Raw genomic sequence first — 15,969 nt, forward strand, 5'->3', positions numbered from 1 at the left:
ATGTGATCACCGGGGATGATGCGTCCATCATCCCGGACGAAAAGACTTCAGGCGAGAGCGGCGGGGATCACTTCCCCGCCGTTTTCTGTTTGCCGTCGGTCTCCTCGAGCCCGAGCGTGCGGCCCGGGAACCCGGCGACGTCGAAATAGCGGGTCGAGAGCACGCGCTGGAATTTCAGCACGGTGCGGAGGCCGTTGGCCGACGGCTTCTTCGACACGAGGGTGCCCTCGGCCATCTTCGGCACGATGCCGTTCGGCAGCGCTTCCGACATCACCCGGCCGATCAAGCCGCCATTGTTCGGGGTGCGCAGGCCGAGCAGCTGCGCCGCGGTCATCCCGACATCGGCGTTGCTGACCGGCAGCGGATCGACATAGCCGGCCTTGAAGTCGGGGCCGATCGCCGCGGTGAAGTTGTAGGTGTCGCCGCGGCTGAAGCTGCCATGCATGCCCTGGCCCTGACGCAGCACGGTGTCGGCAATCTGCACCGAGCAGTTGGTCGGGATCTCGCAGCCGCTCGACCAGGAGCGGAAGTTGACCACGATCGACGGGTTCGGCGTCACCGCCTTGCCCTTCAGGTTGAGATTCGACATCGGCAGCGTGCCGGGGAAATTTCCGAGCTTGTCGTCGACGAAAAGGCCGCTGACATAGTCCTGCTCGAGCAATGCCTTGATGACGCGGTCGGCAAGCTTCTTGTCGCGGTTCGGCAGATAGATCAGGTCCGAGCCGCCATTGGTCGCGACCACGACGTCAGGCTTGGCCGGATCCTGGCCGAGCACGCCGTTGCCGGCCTTCGGATGAGCGTTGTCGGCGACCTTGGCGTTCTTGTCGTTGGGGTCGAACAGCGGCAGGTTCAGCGCCTTGGCGAGATCGATCGCCAGGAAGCCCATCGGCAGGAAATCCTTCGGCGTGTCGTCATAGGCGATCTTGGCCGAGGGGCTGGTCTTGCTCTCCTTCGAGATCGTCGAGAAGCCGTGATCGGAGGAGACCATAATGTTGGTGGTGGCGGACAGCCCGAGCTCGTCCAGCGCCTTGCGGAGCTGGGCGAGGTTGTTGTCGGCGTTCTTGATGCCGGCCATCGAGGTCGGGCCGTTGATGCCGGGGGTGATGGTGTTGAGGCTGTCGCCGGTGTTGTGCTGGCTGCCGTCGGGATCGCGCGACCAGAACACCAGCACGAACGGCTTGTTGCGCGCCTTGAACATCGGCAGCACGACCTTGGTCGCGACGTCGGCCATGTAGGCCTGCTGCGCGACGTTGGCGACGGTGGTGCCCGGCGTCTTGGCGTCGCCTGCCTTGGCGTTGTCGCCGCGGCTCGGGGTCGCGAGCGGCAGGCCGGCCTTGGTCAGTGCGTCCTTCATCTCGTCGGAGAGCGGCACGCCGGTCTTGCCGCCGGTGGAATCGTCGACCACGATCGTGTTCTTGCCGCGATCGGTGTGGTCGAACAGCAGGGTGGGGCCGACCTTGCCGATGGCGGCGGTGCTGAAACCCTGGCCGCGGGCCATCTTCAAGAGCGTCTCCTCGTTGAGGTAGTCGCCGTTGAAGTGATCGTCGATGTCGGCGAGCACGGCGTCGTTCTCGATGAACGGCACCACGGTGTCGCCGGCGGGCACCGAGGTGTAACCGGTAAAGATCGTGTTCGAGAACGTGCCGGTGTCGCCGAGATAGTGGCCGGTCGACAGCGCCGAGCTGTTCGCCATCGTGAAAGTCGGGAACAGAGAGTGCGAATTCTTGAAATGAACGCCCTTGTCGCGGATCTCGGCCATCGCAGGCGCCGTCTGCGGCGTCACGATGCCGCCGCGCAAGCCGTCGGGGACGAACAGGATCAGGTTGCGGGGTTTTGCGTTTTGCGCGGAAGCGGCACCGGCTGAAAGCGCGATCATGCTCGCGGACAACAATGTAATGGCACGGCGCATTTTGTTATTCCCCCTGATGAAGCCCTGCGGCAGCCCGCCGCATGACTTCGTTTAGTTTTGCCATATGACAGAAATGTTACAGCGCCGGTTCGGCGCTGTAACTGCCGTTTTTTTCTGCGGGCTGCCGGTCAGCGCGCGGTCATTCCGCAGGCTGAATCGCGGTCGTCTCATTGCGCGCAGCGCTGCCGGCATGCCCGTACCGTGCATAGAGCGCGGGCAGCACGGCAAGCGTCAGCAGGGTCGCGCTGATCAGGCCGCCGATCACGACGGTGGCGAGCGGCTTCTGCACCTCGGCGCCGGTGCCGGTGGCGAATGCCATCGGCACGAAGCCGAGCGAGGCCACCAGTGCCGTCATCACAACGGGCCGGAAGCGGGTGAGGGCGCCTTGCTCGATGGCCTCCCGCATCGGTACCCCTTGCTCACGAAGCTGTCTGACGAAGCTCAGCATCACGAGCCCGTTCAGCACCGCAACGCCCGACAGCGCGATGAAGCCGACTGCCGCCGAGATCGAGAACGGCATGCCGCGCAGCCACAGCGCCGCGATGCCGCCGGTCAGCGCCAGCGGCACCGCGCTGAACACGAGCAGCGCATCGCGCACTGAGCCCATCGCCGCCAGCAGCAACAGGAAGATCATGGCAAAACAGGCCGGCACCACGACGCCAAGTCGCTGACGCGCCGCGGCGAGATTCTCGGACTGGCCGCCCCAGCTCATCCAGTAGCCGGGCGGCAGCGCCACGGATTGCGCGACCTTGGCCTGCGCTTCCTCGACCACCGAGCCGAGATCGCGGCCGCGGACATTGGCGGTCACCACGATACGGCGCTTGCCGTTCTCGCGGCTGATCTGGTTCGGCCCTTCGGTGAAGGAGAACTGCGCGACGCGGTTGAGCGGCAGGCTCTGCACCGGCGAACTCGGCGTTGCCTTGGGCAAGGCGACCGGCAGATTGCTCAACGCCTCGAGATCGGAACGCACGCTCTCCGGCAGCCGCACCACGATATCGAAGCTGCGATCGCCCTCGTACACGACCCCGGCGTCCTGGCCGCCGACCGCGGCACCGATCACGTCCTGGACCTCGGCGACGCTGAGGCCTCGCCGGGCAATGGCCGCCTTGTCGACCTTGATCTCGAGCACGGGCAGGCCGCCCGCCTGCTCGACCTTGACGTCGGTCGCACCGCGCACGCCGCGCAGCGCCGCAGCGATCTGATTGGCAGCTTTCTGCATCGGTTCGAACTCGTCGCCGAACACCTTGACCGCGATGTCGCCGCGAACGCCAGCAAGCAGTTCGTTGAAGCGCATCTGGATCGGCTGGGTGAATTCGTAGACATTGCCGGGCAGCCGGCCGACCGCCTTTGAGATCTCCTCGATCAGCTGCTCCTTGGTCAGTGACGGATCCGGCCACTGCGCGCGGGGCTTGAGGATGATGAAGGTGTCGGACGCGTTCGGCGGCATCGGGTCGCTCGCGACCTCCGCGGTGCCGGTCTTGGAGAACACGAACGACACCTGCGGAAAGCGGCTGACGGCCTTCTCGACGGAGAGTTGCATCGCCTGCGACTGCGACAGTGCCGTGCTCGGAATTCTGAGCGCGTGCATGGCGATGTTCTTCTCGTCGAGCGAGGGGATGAACTCCTGGCCGAGGCGGAAGAACCCAAACAGGGCGGTTGCGAACAGCACGACCGCCGCCGCGATGACGGGAATGGGCGTTGCAACCGCGCGCCGCAGCAGCGGGCTGTACCAGCGCTTCAACGCGGCGACGAGCCAGTTCTCCTTTTCCCGGACCCGACCGGTGATGCCGATCGCGATCAGCGCGGGCACCAGCGTCAGCGACAGCACGAAGGCGGCGGCGAGCGCGAGGATCACGGTGAGCGCCATCGGCTCGAACATCTTGCCTTCGACGCCGGTGAAGGTGAGCAGCGGGACATAGACCAGCAGGATGATGGCCTGACCGTAAAGGCTCGGCTGCACCATCTCGACAGCGGAGGCCCGCACCGTCGCCAGCCGTTCGTCGCGCGTCAGCGCGCGGCCGAGCGCGTGTTGCTTCTCGGCGAGGTGACGCAGGCTGTTCTCGGTGATGATGACCGCGCCGTCGACGATCAGGCCGAAATCCAGCGCGCCGAGGCTCATCAGGTTGGCGCCGATACGGCCCTGCCACATGCCGATAGCGGTCATCAGCATCGCGATCGGGATGACCAGCGCCGTGATCAATGCTGCCCGGAAATTGCCGAGCAGCACGAACAGCACCGCGATCACGAGCAGCGCGCCTTCGCCGAGGTTGCGCGCTACGGTGCCGATCGTCGCATCGACCAGCTGGGTGCGATCCAGCACCGTCTCGACCTTGACGCCGGCCGGCAGCGACGGCGTGATCGCGCGTAGCTTGGCATCGACCGCCGCCGACACGGTGCGGCTGTTGGCGCCGATCAGCATCAGCGCGGTGCCGACCACGACCTCGCGGCCGTTCTCGCTGGCGCTGCCGGTGCGTGTCTCGCCGCCGATCGAAAGCGTCGCGAGATCGCGGATCCGGACCGGGACGCCGCCGCGGGTGGTGACGACGACGGCGCCCAATTCCTCGATGTTCTCCAGGCGACCGCCGGAGCGGACCACGAAGCCTTCGCCGTTGCGCTCGATGTAGCGCGCACCGCGGCTGACATTGTTGGTTTCGATCGCCTTGGCGACGTCGGCAAAGGTGAGGCCGAGCGCGATCAGCTTCGCTGCATCGGGATGCACCTGGTACTGCTTGAGGTAGCCGCCGATCGAATCGACGCCGGCGACACCCGGCACCATCTTGATCTGAGGCTTGATGATCCAGTCCTGCACCGTGCGCAGATAGGCGTCCTTCTCGACCTCGCTTTGCAGCATTTGGCCGTCCGCCGTGACGAAGCGGCCGTCGCTTTGCAGGCCCGGCGATCCGTCAGTCTGTACCTTTTCGCCGGAGTAATGCACGGTCCACATGTAGATTTCGCCAAGACCGGTCGAGGTCGGGCCGATCCGCGGCTCGATACCCTGCGGCAGGCGCGCGCGCACTTCGGTCAAGCGCTCGCCGACCTGCTGGCGGGCGAAATAGATGTCAGTGGCTTCGCTGAACACCGCCGTGATCTGCGAGAAGCCGTTGCGGGAGAGCGAGCGTGTGCTCTCCAGTCCCGGCGCGCCGGCGAGTGCTGTTTCGATCGGGAAGGTGATCTGCTTCTCGATCTCAGCCGGCGACAGCGCAGGCGCCACGGTGTTGATCTGCACCTGCTTGTTGGTGATGTCGGGCACTGCGTCGATCGGGAGCTTCGTCAATGCGAGGCCGCCGAGGAACATCAGGATCGCCGCCAGGGTGACGACGACCCAGCGCCGCTGGATCGCAAGACCGATGATGCGCTCAATCATGGCCGTGCTCCGCCTCGTCCTTTTCGACCTCCGCCTTCAGCGTGAAGGTGTTCTGTACCGCGATGGTCTCGCCGGCAGCGAGACCCGAAACGATCTCGATATCGTCGTCGTCCTCGCGGCCGGTCCGCACCGACCTCGCCTCGAAGCCGTCGGCATCGCGCACGAACACGGTCGGCGTCCCCTTGATGGTTTGAAGCGCCTTCTTCGACACGATCACGGTCGACGGCGCGCCGGACAGCGGCACCTCCGCGGTGACGAAGGTGCCCGGCTTCCAGCGGTGATCCCTGTTGGGCATGGTCGCGATCACGCGGGCGTTGCGGGTCTCGCGGTCGAGCAGGGGGCTGACGAAGATCACGCCGGCGCTGGCTTCGTCCTCGGTGCCGATGGCGCGGATCTTCACCGAAACGCCTTCGCGGACCGCGTTGATGTCCTCCGGTGAAACCGCGAGATCAACCCAGATGTCGTCGAGATTGACGATGACGTAGAGCTCGCTTTCCTGGCCCTCGCGCCCGATCAATCCGCCGAGATCGACACGGCGTTCGGAGACCCGGCCGCTGATCGGCGCACGCAGGAACTGGGTCCGCAGGCTCTCGGGGGGCTGGTTGGGCAGATCGGCGATCTCGCTTTCCGACAGGCCGAGCGCGAACAGTTTCTGCCGTGCGCCGTCGAGCTTGATCTGCGCGTCGTTCGCGGTCAGCCGCGTGCGCAGGAACTCGTTTTCCGACACGATGCGGGTCTCGACCAGCGTCTTTTGCCGCGCGTAGAGGGTCTGTTGTAGATCGTTGGTGAGCCGAGCGGCGAGGTATTCGCTCTTGGCGTCGGCGACCTCGCGGCTTTCGATCGCCGCGACGATCTCGCCCTTCTCGACGACGTCGCCGAGGCGCTTGCGCAGTTCCGTGACGGTTGCGAGCACGCGCACCGAGACGCGGCCGATATGGTCGGCATCGGGGATCAGCGATCCCGGCGCGAGGAAGTGCCGCTTCAGCATGCCGCCGCCGGCCTGTGCGATCGTGATGCCGGCCTCGCGAATCTGATCTTCGCTCAGCTCGACATGTCCGGGGGCCTCATGCTTGGCCTCGACTTTCTCTGGACTCGCGGTTGCAGTTTCCTGCGTCGTGCCCGGGAACTTGACCGGCCAGCCGATCCACCCGGCCACCAGAAAGACCAGCGTGATGCCGGCGGCCACGCCGGCGAAAAATAGAACAATCCGTTTCATATGCGCCTCTCCGCAGCGCATGCCGATGGCCCTGCGCTGTCGCGACATCGATCTGTGCGGAAGCCTGCGCGCGGCCTGATGGCAGCGGCGCATGGCCGGTCATGCCGACCGGATCAGGCGCGGGGTGGTTTGAATGGAGAGAGGCGCTCGGCCGATGCCGGCAGCTCGATGCGGCTGTCGCCATAGCTATGCGGCGCATAGGCGATCGGGAACGCCGTCTCCTGCGGAGCCACCGAGGCGACGTGCGTCAGGCAGTGATCGCCATGCAGTGAGGCCGGATGCGCGGGAGCCTTGCCGCCGGTGTCGTTGATCGACTGCGCGATCGAGAAGGCGGGGGCCGCATCGTCATCGCCGTCGAAGGCCCAGCCGTGGAAGAACGACAGCACCAGCGCAAGCGAAATCAGTCCCGCAAGCAGGCTGCGCCAGCGGCGCGGCCTCGTTGCGTGAGCGGAAGACTGAATCATGGTGCGCGATGCCGCCATGCGGCCTACTTAGCGCCGCAAGCGTGCGCATTCAAGTTCGGCGCCGCGACACATTGGCCGTGGATACTATAACGTTACACGCGCTCAGCGGTTCGGCGCAGCAGCCAGCGGCGCGCTGCGACGACGGCCCAGATCGCCTCAACGAGGCCGAACGGCCACGCGCCCTGCAGGAAGCCGTAGGCTGAGCCGAGCGCGCAGGAGACGGCGAAGGCCAGGATGAACCAGGGACTGCGATCCTCGCGTAGCAGACGAGCATCATGGTCACGGCGAACAATCCGAACAGCGTCAGCGCATCCATTCCGCAAGTAGAACTCCTGTTGCAACAATGTTGATATCTGAGCGCGCTTGGGATGGAATGTCCATCCAGCGTCGCCGCCCGAAAGGACTGCCCCATGAAGCGCATGCATGTTCACGTCGCCGTCAAGGACATACCGCAATCGGTCGGCTTCTACTCGGCGCTGTTCGGGGCCGAGCCTTCGGTCGTGAAATCCGATTATGCCAAATGGATGCTCGACGATCCCCGCGTCAACTTCGCGATCTCGACCCGCGGCCGCGAGTCGGGTCTCGATCATCTCGGCATTCAGGTCGAGAGCGCCGAAGAGCTCGGCGAGGTCTATGGACGGCTGCGCAAGGCGGGCGGCGAGGTCATCGAGCAGGGCCAGACGGTGTGCTGCTATGCCAAGTCCGAGAAGTCGTGGATCGACGATCCCGCGGGGATCGCGTGGGAGACCTTCCACACGACGGGCGAGAGCATCGTCTATGGCGACGGCACCGGCGAGCGGACCGCGCGTGTCGCGCACGAGAAGCAGGACGGCAAGCAGAGCGCGTGTTGCGCCCCGCAACCGCAGGCCGCGCCGCCCGCCGCTTCGGCTTGCTGCAAATCGTGAGTTCGCGGCGGTCGCGCGGACCAGGGGTCGAAGTCCTCGTAGCCCGGATGAAGCGCAGCGAAATCCGGGAGCGCGCCAACCGCTGATACAGCTCCCCGGATTACGCTGCGCTTCATCCGGGCTACGCAACGCTAAGGGGCGGCCACGCAGTCGCGACGTCGGCGCAACGGGCTACCGCTGTAAGCAAAGGCTTAATGCCTGCGACATATTATCCCACGACGACTCCCCTCCGTGCTAACAGCCCCTTAACCATGCGGCTTTTGCCACTCAAGGACCCTGAGCGGTCCTGGCGTCAGATCAAGGCACAATGGAAGAAGGACGCTGAAGGCGTCGGAGAGGACTTTGCCACTTTCGGCGGCATCAGCGCCTTTGAGGCGCTGACGGCGAGGGAGGGCGACAGTCAAGGGCTGTATCATCTGACCGACGGCGAGCGGGTTCATTCGGTCTGCCAGGTCCGGCGTCTTCTGATGAGCCGATACTCGGCGCCGGCGCTCAGCGCGCGTTTCGTCAATGTGTCTCCGATCTACGATCTCGGCGTCGCCGATCTCGGCGATTATGCACAGATGCTGGTGGCGCTGTTCTCCGGCGTCGTCTGGCTCTCGCGCGATGCGCTGTCGGCGAACCACATCCGGTTTCTCCTGAAGAGCCCGGGTGACTCGCAATTCTTCGCGGCGCTCAAGGCCGTGACGCCGTTCTCGCCATTCTCGAAATTCACCATCGAAGGCGCGTTGATCGAGTGCAGCATGAAGGAGGCGGCATAGTCGCCCGCGGCGGCCGCCTCCTGAGGATCCTGGTGCGCACCGCGTTCAGCTCCGCATCCACCTTAACGTTCCGATAACTGATTTTCCTAACGACCCCTTGGGTTGTGTTCCCGTAGAAGGGCACGCGCAGGGGCAGGAAAATGTCGGTTGTCTCAACGAGCAGCATGATGCCGGAACACCGGCGGCTGTCGATCAAGGATGTGTTGCGTGCCGCCAGGTTCGGCGCCATTCAGTGGCTCGTCCTGAGTGCCGCGCTGCTGGTGCTCGCGATCGCGCTTGGCACCGGCTATCTCGCGCTGCAGTTTCGCGAGCGCACGCTGGAGACGTCCGAACGCGAGCTCAACAACACCGCGCTGCTGCTGTCGCGGCATTTCGACCAGCAGCTTAGCGATCTCCAGCATGTCCACGACGACATCGTGAATTATCTGCGGTCGGAGCAGGTCGATACCGCCGACCAGTTCGAAAAGAACATGTCGCTCTTGAGCGCGCACGAGATGCTGCGCACGCGGCTGGCGGCGCTGCCGCATGTCGGCGGGCTCAATCTGTTCAACGCCAAGGGCTGGCTGATCAACTCGTCCGAGATGTGGCCGGTGCCCGATATCAGCATTGCGGACCGGCGTTATTTCCAGGAGTTCACCTCGGGGCGGCCGACGTCGCCCGTGATCGTCGAACCCGCGATGAGCAAGGTGACCGGCAACTGGACCACGATCTTTGCGCGCAAGATCACCGGGCGCAACGGTGAGATCATCGGCTTTGCGAGCCGCGGCGTCGAGCCAAGCCATTTCGAGGATTTCGTGGCCTCGCTGGCACTGAACGGCGACACCGTGATCTCGATGATCCACCGCGACGGCACGATCATCGCGCGCTATCCGCAGGATGCCGGCGTGGTCGGCCGCAACATCAGCGACCAATCGCTGTTCCGGAAGGTCATCGGTCTTGGCGGCAATACGTCGGGCCGGTTCGTCGGCACTTCAGGAGAGGAGAATGTCGGCGCGGTGAGATCGCTGTCGCACTTTCCGATCATGATCCTTGCCACCACCAGGACCTCCAGCGCACTGGAGGACTGGCGCGCCCAGACCAAGCTGCAGTTCTGCGCCGCGGTGCTTGCGGTGCTGATTGTCGTCATGACGATCTTCCTGATCGTCCGTCAGTTGCAGCGGCAGCACGACGCGGCGCAGCGGCGGCTGTCCGAGAAGAGCCAGCACCTCGACACCGCGATCAACACCATGACGCAGGGGCTGCTGCTGTTCGATGCCTCGGCGCGGCTCGTGATCTGCAACCAGCAATACATCGACATGTTCGACCTATCGCCCGATATCGTGAGGCCCGGCTGCCATCTGCGCGACCTGATCGTGCATCGCCAGGCGATCGGTTCATTCGTGGGCGACGTCGATGAATACTGCGCCCGCTTCACCAATCCCAGGGGTGACGAGATCCGGGACTCCGTGATCATGACGCCTGACGGCCGCAGCATCCGCCTGATCTACAAGCGGGCGCCGGACGGCGGCTGGGCCACCACGCTCGAGGATGTCACCGACGGGCGCCGCGCTCAGGCGCGGATCGAGTATCTCGCGCATTACGATGCCCTGACCAATCTGCCGAACCGGACGCTGCTCCAGCGCCACGCCGAAGAGTTGTTGCGCGAGACCACCGTGCACGAATTCGCGATCCACTACATCGACATCGACGAGTTCAAGCGGATCAACGACACGTTGGGCCATCTGATCGGCGATGAATTCCTCAGGCGCGTGGCCGAGAAGCTGCGCCAGTCGGTCGGATTGAACGACTTCATCGCACGCCTCGGCGGCGATGAGTTCGCGATCGTCCAGCATGATATCGCCTCGGACGACGACGTCAGCGATCTGGTCGCGCGCGTCTATCAATCGCTGCGCGCGCCGTTCGACTGCCTCGGCCATTGGCTGTCGAGCGATGCCAGCATCGGGATTGCGATCGCCCCGCGCCACGGCTCCGACCTGTTCGGCCTGCTGAAATGCGCTGACCTTGCCATGTACGCGGCCAAGGCCGCCGGCCGCAGGACCTATCGCTTCTTCGACCCGGCGATGGAGAAGCAGGCCAATCTGCGCCGCGCGCTGGAGGGCGATCTGCGCACCGCGCTGGCCGAGGGCGGCTTCGAACTGCACTACCAGCCGCTGGTCGACCTGCGCAGCGACGAGGTGACCGGCTGCGAGGCGCTGCTGCGCTGGCGTCATCCGGTGCGCGGCATGGTCTCGCCGGCGGAGTTCATTCCGCTTGCCGAGGAGACCGGGTTGATCGAGGAGATCGGGCAGTGGGTGTTGCGCACCGCCTGCATCGAGGCGGCAGCCTGGCCGGCGCATGTGCGCCTCGCGGTCAACGTGTCGCCGATCCAGTTCAAGTCGGAGACGCTGGCGCTCAAGGTTGCAAGCGCGCTTGCCGAGAGCGGGCTCGATCCGCGCCGGCTCGAGCTCGAGATTACCGAGGCGGTGCTGATCGCCGATGACGATGCGGCGCTGGTTACGCTCGGCCAGCTCCGCGCGCTCGGCGTCCACATCGCGCTCGACGATTTCGGCACCGGCTACTCGTCGCTGCAATATCTGCAGCGCTTCCCGTTCGACAAGATCAAGATCGACCGCAGCTTCGTCAAGGAAGTCACCCGCAACTCAGGCTCGGCCTCGATCATCCGGGCGGTGGTCTCGATCGCCGCCGACCGCAACATGATCACGACAGCCGAGGGCGTCGAGACCGATCAGCAGCGCGACACCGTGCAGATGCTCGGCTGCACGCAGATGCAGGGCTATTTGTTCAGCAAACCGGTTCCCGCGCAGGACGTCCGGACGCTGCTCGCGGCCGATAGCGTCGAGGACGCCGCCTGAGCGCGCTGCCCGGCGCGGGTTTCCGCAGAAAAATTCCCTGAAATCGACCTGCCGACGCGGCCGACCCGGAACCGAAACGATGGAACCGCGTTCCCTTGCGGGGCTCGACCGGCAGGCGATCAATGAGAACCGCAATAACGTCCGCGGCCATGCTGCTGTTTACCTCGTGCGTGGCGAACGCGGAAAGCGGCCTTGCGTCCTATTATCATGGCATCGGCAGAAGCGGCGAGATGACCTGCGCGCATCGCAGGCGGCCGTTCGGCAGCATGATCACTGTGTCCTATCAGGGGAAATCGATCCGCTGCCGCGTCAACGACCGCGGCCCGTTCATTCGCGGGCGGATCATCGATGTCTCGACCACCGCGGCCCGGGCGCTCGGCATCATGCAGCTTGGCGTCGCGCATGTGGTGATCGAGTAGCGCGCGCCCGGCGTTAGGTCAGGGCTTGGAGGCGGTCGCACGCTGCTCGGCGATCGCCTTGCGGAGCGTGCGCGACAGCGCCTCGACCGAATAGGGCTTCTGGATCAGTTCGAAGCCGCTATGCGCGTTCTCGGCGAGCACGTTGCTGTAGCCGCTGGTCAACACCACCGGCAGGCCGGGAAAGCGATCGCGGATGACGCCGGCGAGCTCGACGCCGTTCATGCCGGGCATGATCACGTCGGAGAACACGAGGTCGGCCGCGAACTCGTTCTCGGTGAGGATCGACAGCGCTGCATTGGCATTCGCCGCGCGCTTGACCGAATAGCCGAGATCCTCGAGCAGCTCGGTGGAAAACTGGCCGACATCGTCGTTGTCCTCGACCACGAGGACGCGATAGCCGCGGCCGATCGAGGCCTGCTCGGCGCCCGCGCTGGTCGCGATCTTGGCGTCGACCGGGCGCATCGCCTGCGGCAGATAGATCGTGAAGGTCGCGCCTTGCCCCGGCGTAGAGGTGACCTCGATGTCGCCATCGGATTGCTTGACGAAGCCGAAGGCCTGGCTCAGCCCGAGGCCCGTTCCCTTGCCGACCTCCTTGGTCGTGAAGAACGGTTCGAAGATCGCATCGAGATTTTCCGGCGAGATGCCGGTGCCCGTATCCTGGATCGAGACCGTGACGAAATCGCCGCTGCGCGAGGCCTGCGCGCGCAGGGCAGGGATGTGCTTGACCTTCCTGACGCCGATCGTCAGCTGGCCTTCGCCGTTCATCGCATCGCGGCCGTTGACCGCGAGATTGATCATCGCGGTCTCGAACTGGCCGATATCGGCGATCGCAAAACAGTCGGGATCCTCGATCCTGACTTCGATGTGGATCCGTGCGCCGACCAGTGGGCGGATCAGCTGCGTCACGCTATCGACCTGGGTCCCGACATTGAACACTTCGGGATTGAGCGGTTGCCTGCGCGCGAACGCCAACAGCTGCGCGGTGAGCTTGGAGGCGCGCTCGACGGTCTCGGCGATCGCGTCGATGTAGCGGCGGCGCCGCTCGTCCGGCAGGTCGCGGCGGCGCAGGAAGTCGGTCGCGGAGCGGATGATGGTGAGCAGATTGTTGAAGTCGTGCGCGACGCCGCCGGTGAGCTGGCCGACCGCTTCCATCTTCTGCGATTGCCGCAGGGCTTCCTCGCCGCGGCGCCGCTCGGTGATGTCGACCGCCTCGGGCACGGCGCCGACGATCGTGCCGTGCTGGTCCTGCAGCGGCCGCATCGCGAAATCGAAATAGCGCTCGCCGATCGGCAGTTGCAATTGCAGCTCGATCTTGACCTCTTCGCCGCGCATCGCGGTCGCGAAAGCATTCTGGATCACGCGCGGCACGCCGTCGGTCGCAGTGAACCACGGCGTGTCCCAGAACGGCTTGCCGACGACGTCAGTGGCCTCGGCGCGGATGCCGGCGAGCGCAGTCTGGTTGGTGTAGAGCAGGCCGCCGTCGCGGTTGAGCAGCATCTGATATTGATGGCTGGTTTCCAGGATCGCGCGCGTCTGCGCCTCGCGGGACTCGAGCTGGGCGGTGCGCTCCAGGATGCGCCGCTCCAGCGATTCGTTGAGCTTGCGCAGCTCGATCTCGGCTTCCTTGGCCGCGGTGATGTCATGGGCGACGCCGATGAAGCCGATATGCTTGCCGTTCGGGTCCCAGCGCGGCTGCGATTCCGAGCGCAGCCAGCGCCAGTCGCCCTTGGCGTTCCGGTAGCGCGCCTCGAGCACGAACGGCTTGAGCGAGAGCTCGCCGGTGATCTGCTCCTGCAGAATTTTCGGCAGGTCGTCAGGATGCAGCGCCTTGCGCCAGTCGAACACGATCGCTTCCTCGAACGGCAGTCCGAGGAAGTCGAGATAGGCCTGGTTGGCGAAGGAGCGGGTACGGTCGAGCTTGGTCACCCAGATCGGGACCGGCGCGCTGTCGGCGATCAGGCGGAAGCGTTCCTCGCTCTCGCGCAGGGTTTCCTGCGCCAGCATCTGATCGGTGACGTCGAGATCGGCGCCGACCAGCCGCAACGCGCGGCCGCTACGGTCGCGCTCGATCTTGGCGACGACGCGGATCCAGCGACTCTCACCGTCGTTCGGGCGGATGATGCGGTATTCGGCGGTGTAATCCTCGCCGCCGGCCTTGAGCACTTCGAACAGGTGCTTGATCGTGCGTTCGCGATCGTCGGGGTGAATGCGCGCGACCCAGTTCTCATAGGTCTCGTTGACCTCCTCGGGCGGCAGGCCGTGCACCAGCAGATATTCGGGGGAGCGGCGGTTGCGCACGCCGTCGCGGAAATCGATCTCGAGCCCGCCGACCCGCGCAATGCGCTGGATCCGCGCCAGCTCGGCCTCGCGCTCCTGCAGCTCGCGATGCGCGCGATCGCGTTCGCGCGCGATTTCCTCGAGGTGCTGCCGCAGCCGTTCGGCTGCCGCAGCTTCGGGAAGCACATCAGAGGGATCGGGTGGGGTCATTCGCGCCGGCAACCTCTAGGCGCAGTCTCACACAGGACGAGGCAGCTTTGCCAGCGTGATTTACGGCGCTCACTTACCCCTCACTCGCACTTCACTTGCGCATTACTTGTTCTTGGGTGGACGGCAATTATAGGCCCTGCGGAACCCGGCGGCCTGCGCATCCTCTTCGGTGCAGAACCAGCGATCCGGATTGCCGAGGCCCGGGTAACTGCGGCACGCCTGCAGATGATAGATGCCGATATTGCCGGTGACGCGGGCGCGCACCGCGTACTTGCCCTTGATGTTGCAGCTCGCCGGCATCGGCAGGTCGGCGGGGAAGAGCGCGTCGCGGATCTGGGTGTCGCGATCGGCCGGGCAGGCATTGCCGAACAGGGCGCCGTCCTTCCTGGCGGTACGAAAATCGCGTGGCGCCACGAAGCAGCCTTTCCACAGCCCCGCGCGGTTGTCCTTGGCCGTGGCTTCATCCGGCTTGAATCGGCCAGTGGCCGACCCCTCGAGATTGAGAGCGTAGCCCTTCTGTACCAGCACCTGGCTGAGGCTGGTCGGATCGCCCTCGATCTTGCAGACGCCGAGGCGGCGCTTCTTGAAGCTCGGATCGACGCCGATATCGTCGCAATGAACAGGCTTGCCGTCGATCAGCTTGGTCAGCTGGTCGCGCGCTTCCATTCCGCAGGACCAGACGTCGGCATGCTCGTCGATGCAGAGCTGGTCGACCGCCGGCGCGTCGATGCCGTCGAGCCGATAGGTCGTGTTGCCGAGCTGAACGGTGCCGGCGTCCTTGATGACCGCAGTGACCGCGGGGCCGGCCGTCGCAGACGGGACGGGGCTTGCGGACAGGCATGTCAGGAGAAGCGTCGTGATGACCGGATTTCGAAACCGCATTTTCTCACTTCAGATCTTTGGCGGGCAACCGGACTTCTAGCACAGGCCGGTACGATCCAACCAAGGACTGTTCGCGAACGGTGCGTGCGCGCCGTCACATCCCGACCGGCTTTCCGCGACGTAGAACGGAGGTCCGTTGTCATTGAAGGGATGCTGACATGGCCGAGTTCATCATCAACGCCATCGTCGACGTCGTGACCGACATCTGGATCCTGCAATGTCTCGCGCGCTGGCGGCGGAAGAAGCAGGCCGCCGAAGTGGCGGCATCCGATCAAAGATCCGATTGACTTGATGAGAACAAAATAGGAACATGATGCGTCACCTCAATCCCGGATACCTCATGATGTCTGCGCGGCCCGAATCTGACGACGATGACGGGCTGGAAGCGGCTGTCGATCAGGCGATTTCCGCCTGCGGCGGGAATCTGCGCGCGACGATCCGGGCGCTGATCGTGGCCAATGAATTCCTGGAGAATGAGGTCAGCGAGCTGATGAAAGCCGTCGCCAAGGCCCATTCCCGCGGCCGCTTCAAGACCTATTCGGGCTGAAGTCCCCCTCGGGCTACCGCGAAGGACCGGCCCAGCGCCGGCAGGGATCGCATTAGACCGTTGCCTCCGGGGCAATTTGCTGTACCAACGGAGTGGTTACGCCCGTGCCGGATTGCGCGGGGAGGAAATCCTGCCAAAGCCCAATTCCTAAGAAGCCCAAGCA

Annotated in this window: 12 protein-coding genes and 1 pseudogene; 6 read left to right on the plus strand and 7 right to left on the minus strand. The window is 65.1% G+C overall.

Annotation, left to right across the window (positions count from 1 at the left end; genetic code table 11):
• Nucleotides 1-67 precede the first annotated feature (67 nt).
• The 5 genes and pseudogenes from FBZ93_RS08260 to FBZ93_RS08280 all read right to left on the minus strand — a co-directional run bounded on the left by FBZ93_RS08260 (nt 68) and on the right by FBZ93_RS08280 (nt 7,269).
• Entirely contained in the window at nt 68-1,909 is a 1,842-nt protein-coding gene (locus FBZ93_RS08260) for an alkaline phosphatase family protein (RefSeq protein WP_146985450.1), read from the minus strand.
• A 139-nt stretch (nt 1,910-2,048) separates the two neighbouring features.
• The gene (locus FBZ93_RS08265) at nt 2,049-5,273 is read right to left on the minus strand and encodes an efflux RND transporter permease subunit (protein ID WP_146985451.1); all 3,225 of its coding nucleotides are present in this window, start codon (nt 5,271-5,273) and stop codon (nt 2,049-2,051) included.
• Nucleotides 5,266-6,489, minus strand: coding sequence for an efflux RND transporter periplasmic adaptor subunit (locus FBZ93_RS08270; RefSeq protein ID WP_146985452.1), 1,224 nt, complete (start codon nt 6,487-6,489; stop codon nt 5,266-5,268). The genes FBZ93_RS08265 and FBZ93_RS08270 overlap by 8 nt, the downstream gene beginning before the upstream one ends.
• A gap of 113 nt (nt 6,490-6,602) precedes the next feature.
• A complete protein-coding gene (locus FBZ93_RS08275) occupies nt 6,603-6,953 on the minus strand; it encodes a hypothetical protein (protein WP_146985453.1) in 351 nt (116 codons plus the stop codon).
• Between the two features lie 92 nt (nt 6,954-7,045).
• Nucleotides 7,046-7,269 (minus strand): annotated as a pseudogene (locus FBZ93_RS08280) (hypothetical protein).
• A 94-nt stretch (nt 7,270-7,363) separates the two neighbouring features.
• Between FBZ93_RS08280 and FBZ93_RS08285 the strand changes: the two are divergent.
• The 4 genes from FBZ93_RS08285 (at nt 7,364) to FBZ93_RS08300 (ending at nt 11,890) form a co-directional block, all read left to right on the plus strand.
• Nucleotides 7,364-7,858 carry an ArsI/CadI family heavy metal resistance metalloenzyme gene (locus FBZ93_RS08285; RefSeq protein ID WP_146985454.1) on the plus strand — a complete coding sequence of 165 codons (495 nt, stop codon included), beginning with the start codon at nt 7,364-7,366 and terminating at the stop codon, nt 7,856-7,858.
• A 251-nt stretch (nt 7,859-8,109) separates the two neighbouring features.
• Nucleotides 8,110-8,619, plus strand: a complete 510-nt coding sequence (locus FBZ93_RS08290; RefSeq protein ID WP_146985455.1) for a hypothetical protein — start codon at nt 8,110-8,112, stop codon at nt 8,617-8,619.
• Between the two features lie 140 nt (nt 8,620-8,759).
• Complete coding sequence (locus tag FBZ93_RS08295; RefSeq protein WP_146985456.1) at nt 8,760-11,471, plus strand: bifunctional diguanylate cyclase/phosphodiesterase; 2,712 nt, start codon at nt 8,760-8,762, stop codon at nt 11,469-11,471.
• 122 nt (nt 11,472-11,593) lie between these two features.
• Nucleotides 11,594-11,890 (plus strand): septal ring lytic transglycosylase RlpA family protein, encoded by a 297-nt coding sequence (locus FBZ93_RS08300; protein ID WP_246667411.1) that lies wholly within the window; start codon nt 11,594-11,596, stop codon nt 11,888-11,890.
• Nucleotides 11,891-11,908: 18 nt separating this feature from the next.
• On the opposite strand, the gene FBZ93_RS08305 is transcribed toward FBZ93_RS08300, so the two are convergent.
• Both FBZ93_RS08305 and FBZ93_RS08310 read right to left on the minus strand, forming a co-directional pair.
• Nucleotides 11,909-14,377: a PAS domain-containing hybrid sensor histidine kinase/response regulator gene (locus tag FBZ93_RS08305; RefSeq protein ID WP_246667412.1), complete on the minus strand. Its 2,469-nt coding sequence runs from the start codon at nt 14,375-14,377 to the stop codon at nt 11,909-11,911.
• Between the two features lie 102 nt (nt 14,378-14,479).
• On the minus strand, nt 14,480-15,259 hold the full coding sequence (locus FBZ93_RS08310) for a thermonuclease family protein (protein WP_146985458.1): 780 nt from the start codon (nt 15,257-15,259) through the stop codon (nt 14,480-14,482).
• Between the two features lie 158 nt (nt 15,260-15,417).
• On the opposite strand from FBZ93_RS08310, the gene FBZ93_RS41720 reads away from it, so the two are divergent.
• Both FBZ93_RS41720 and FBZ93_RS08315 read left to right on the plus strand, forming a co-directional pair.
• Nucleotides 15,418-15,546 carry a hypothetical protein gene (locus FBZ93_RS41720; RefSeq protein ID WP_283810815.1) on the plus strand — a complete coding sequence of 43 codons (129 nt, stop codon included), beginning with the start codon at nt 15,418-15,420 and terminating at the stop codon, nt 15,544-15,546.
• Nucleotides 15,547-15,599: 53 nt separating this feature from the next.
• The gene (locus tag FBZ93_RS08315) at nt 15,600-15,806 is read left to right on the plus strand and encodes a hypothetical protein (protein WP_016840474.1); all 207 of its coding nucleotides are present in this window, start codon (nt 15,600-15,602) and stop codon (nt 15,804-15,806) included.
• Nucleotides 15,807-15,969: the final 163 nt, after the last annotated feature.

This window comes from Bradyrhizobium macuxiense (genome assembly GCF_007993935.1).
Lineage (GTDB): Bacteria > Pseudomonadota > Alphaproteobacteria > Rhizobiales > Xanthobacteraceae > Bradyrhizobium > Bradyrhizobium macuxiense_A.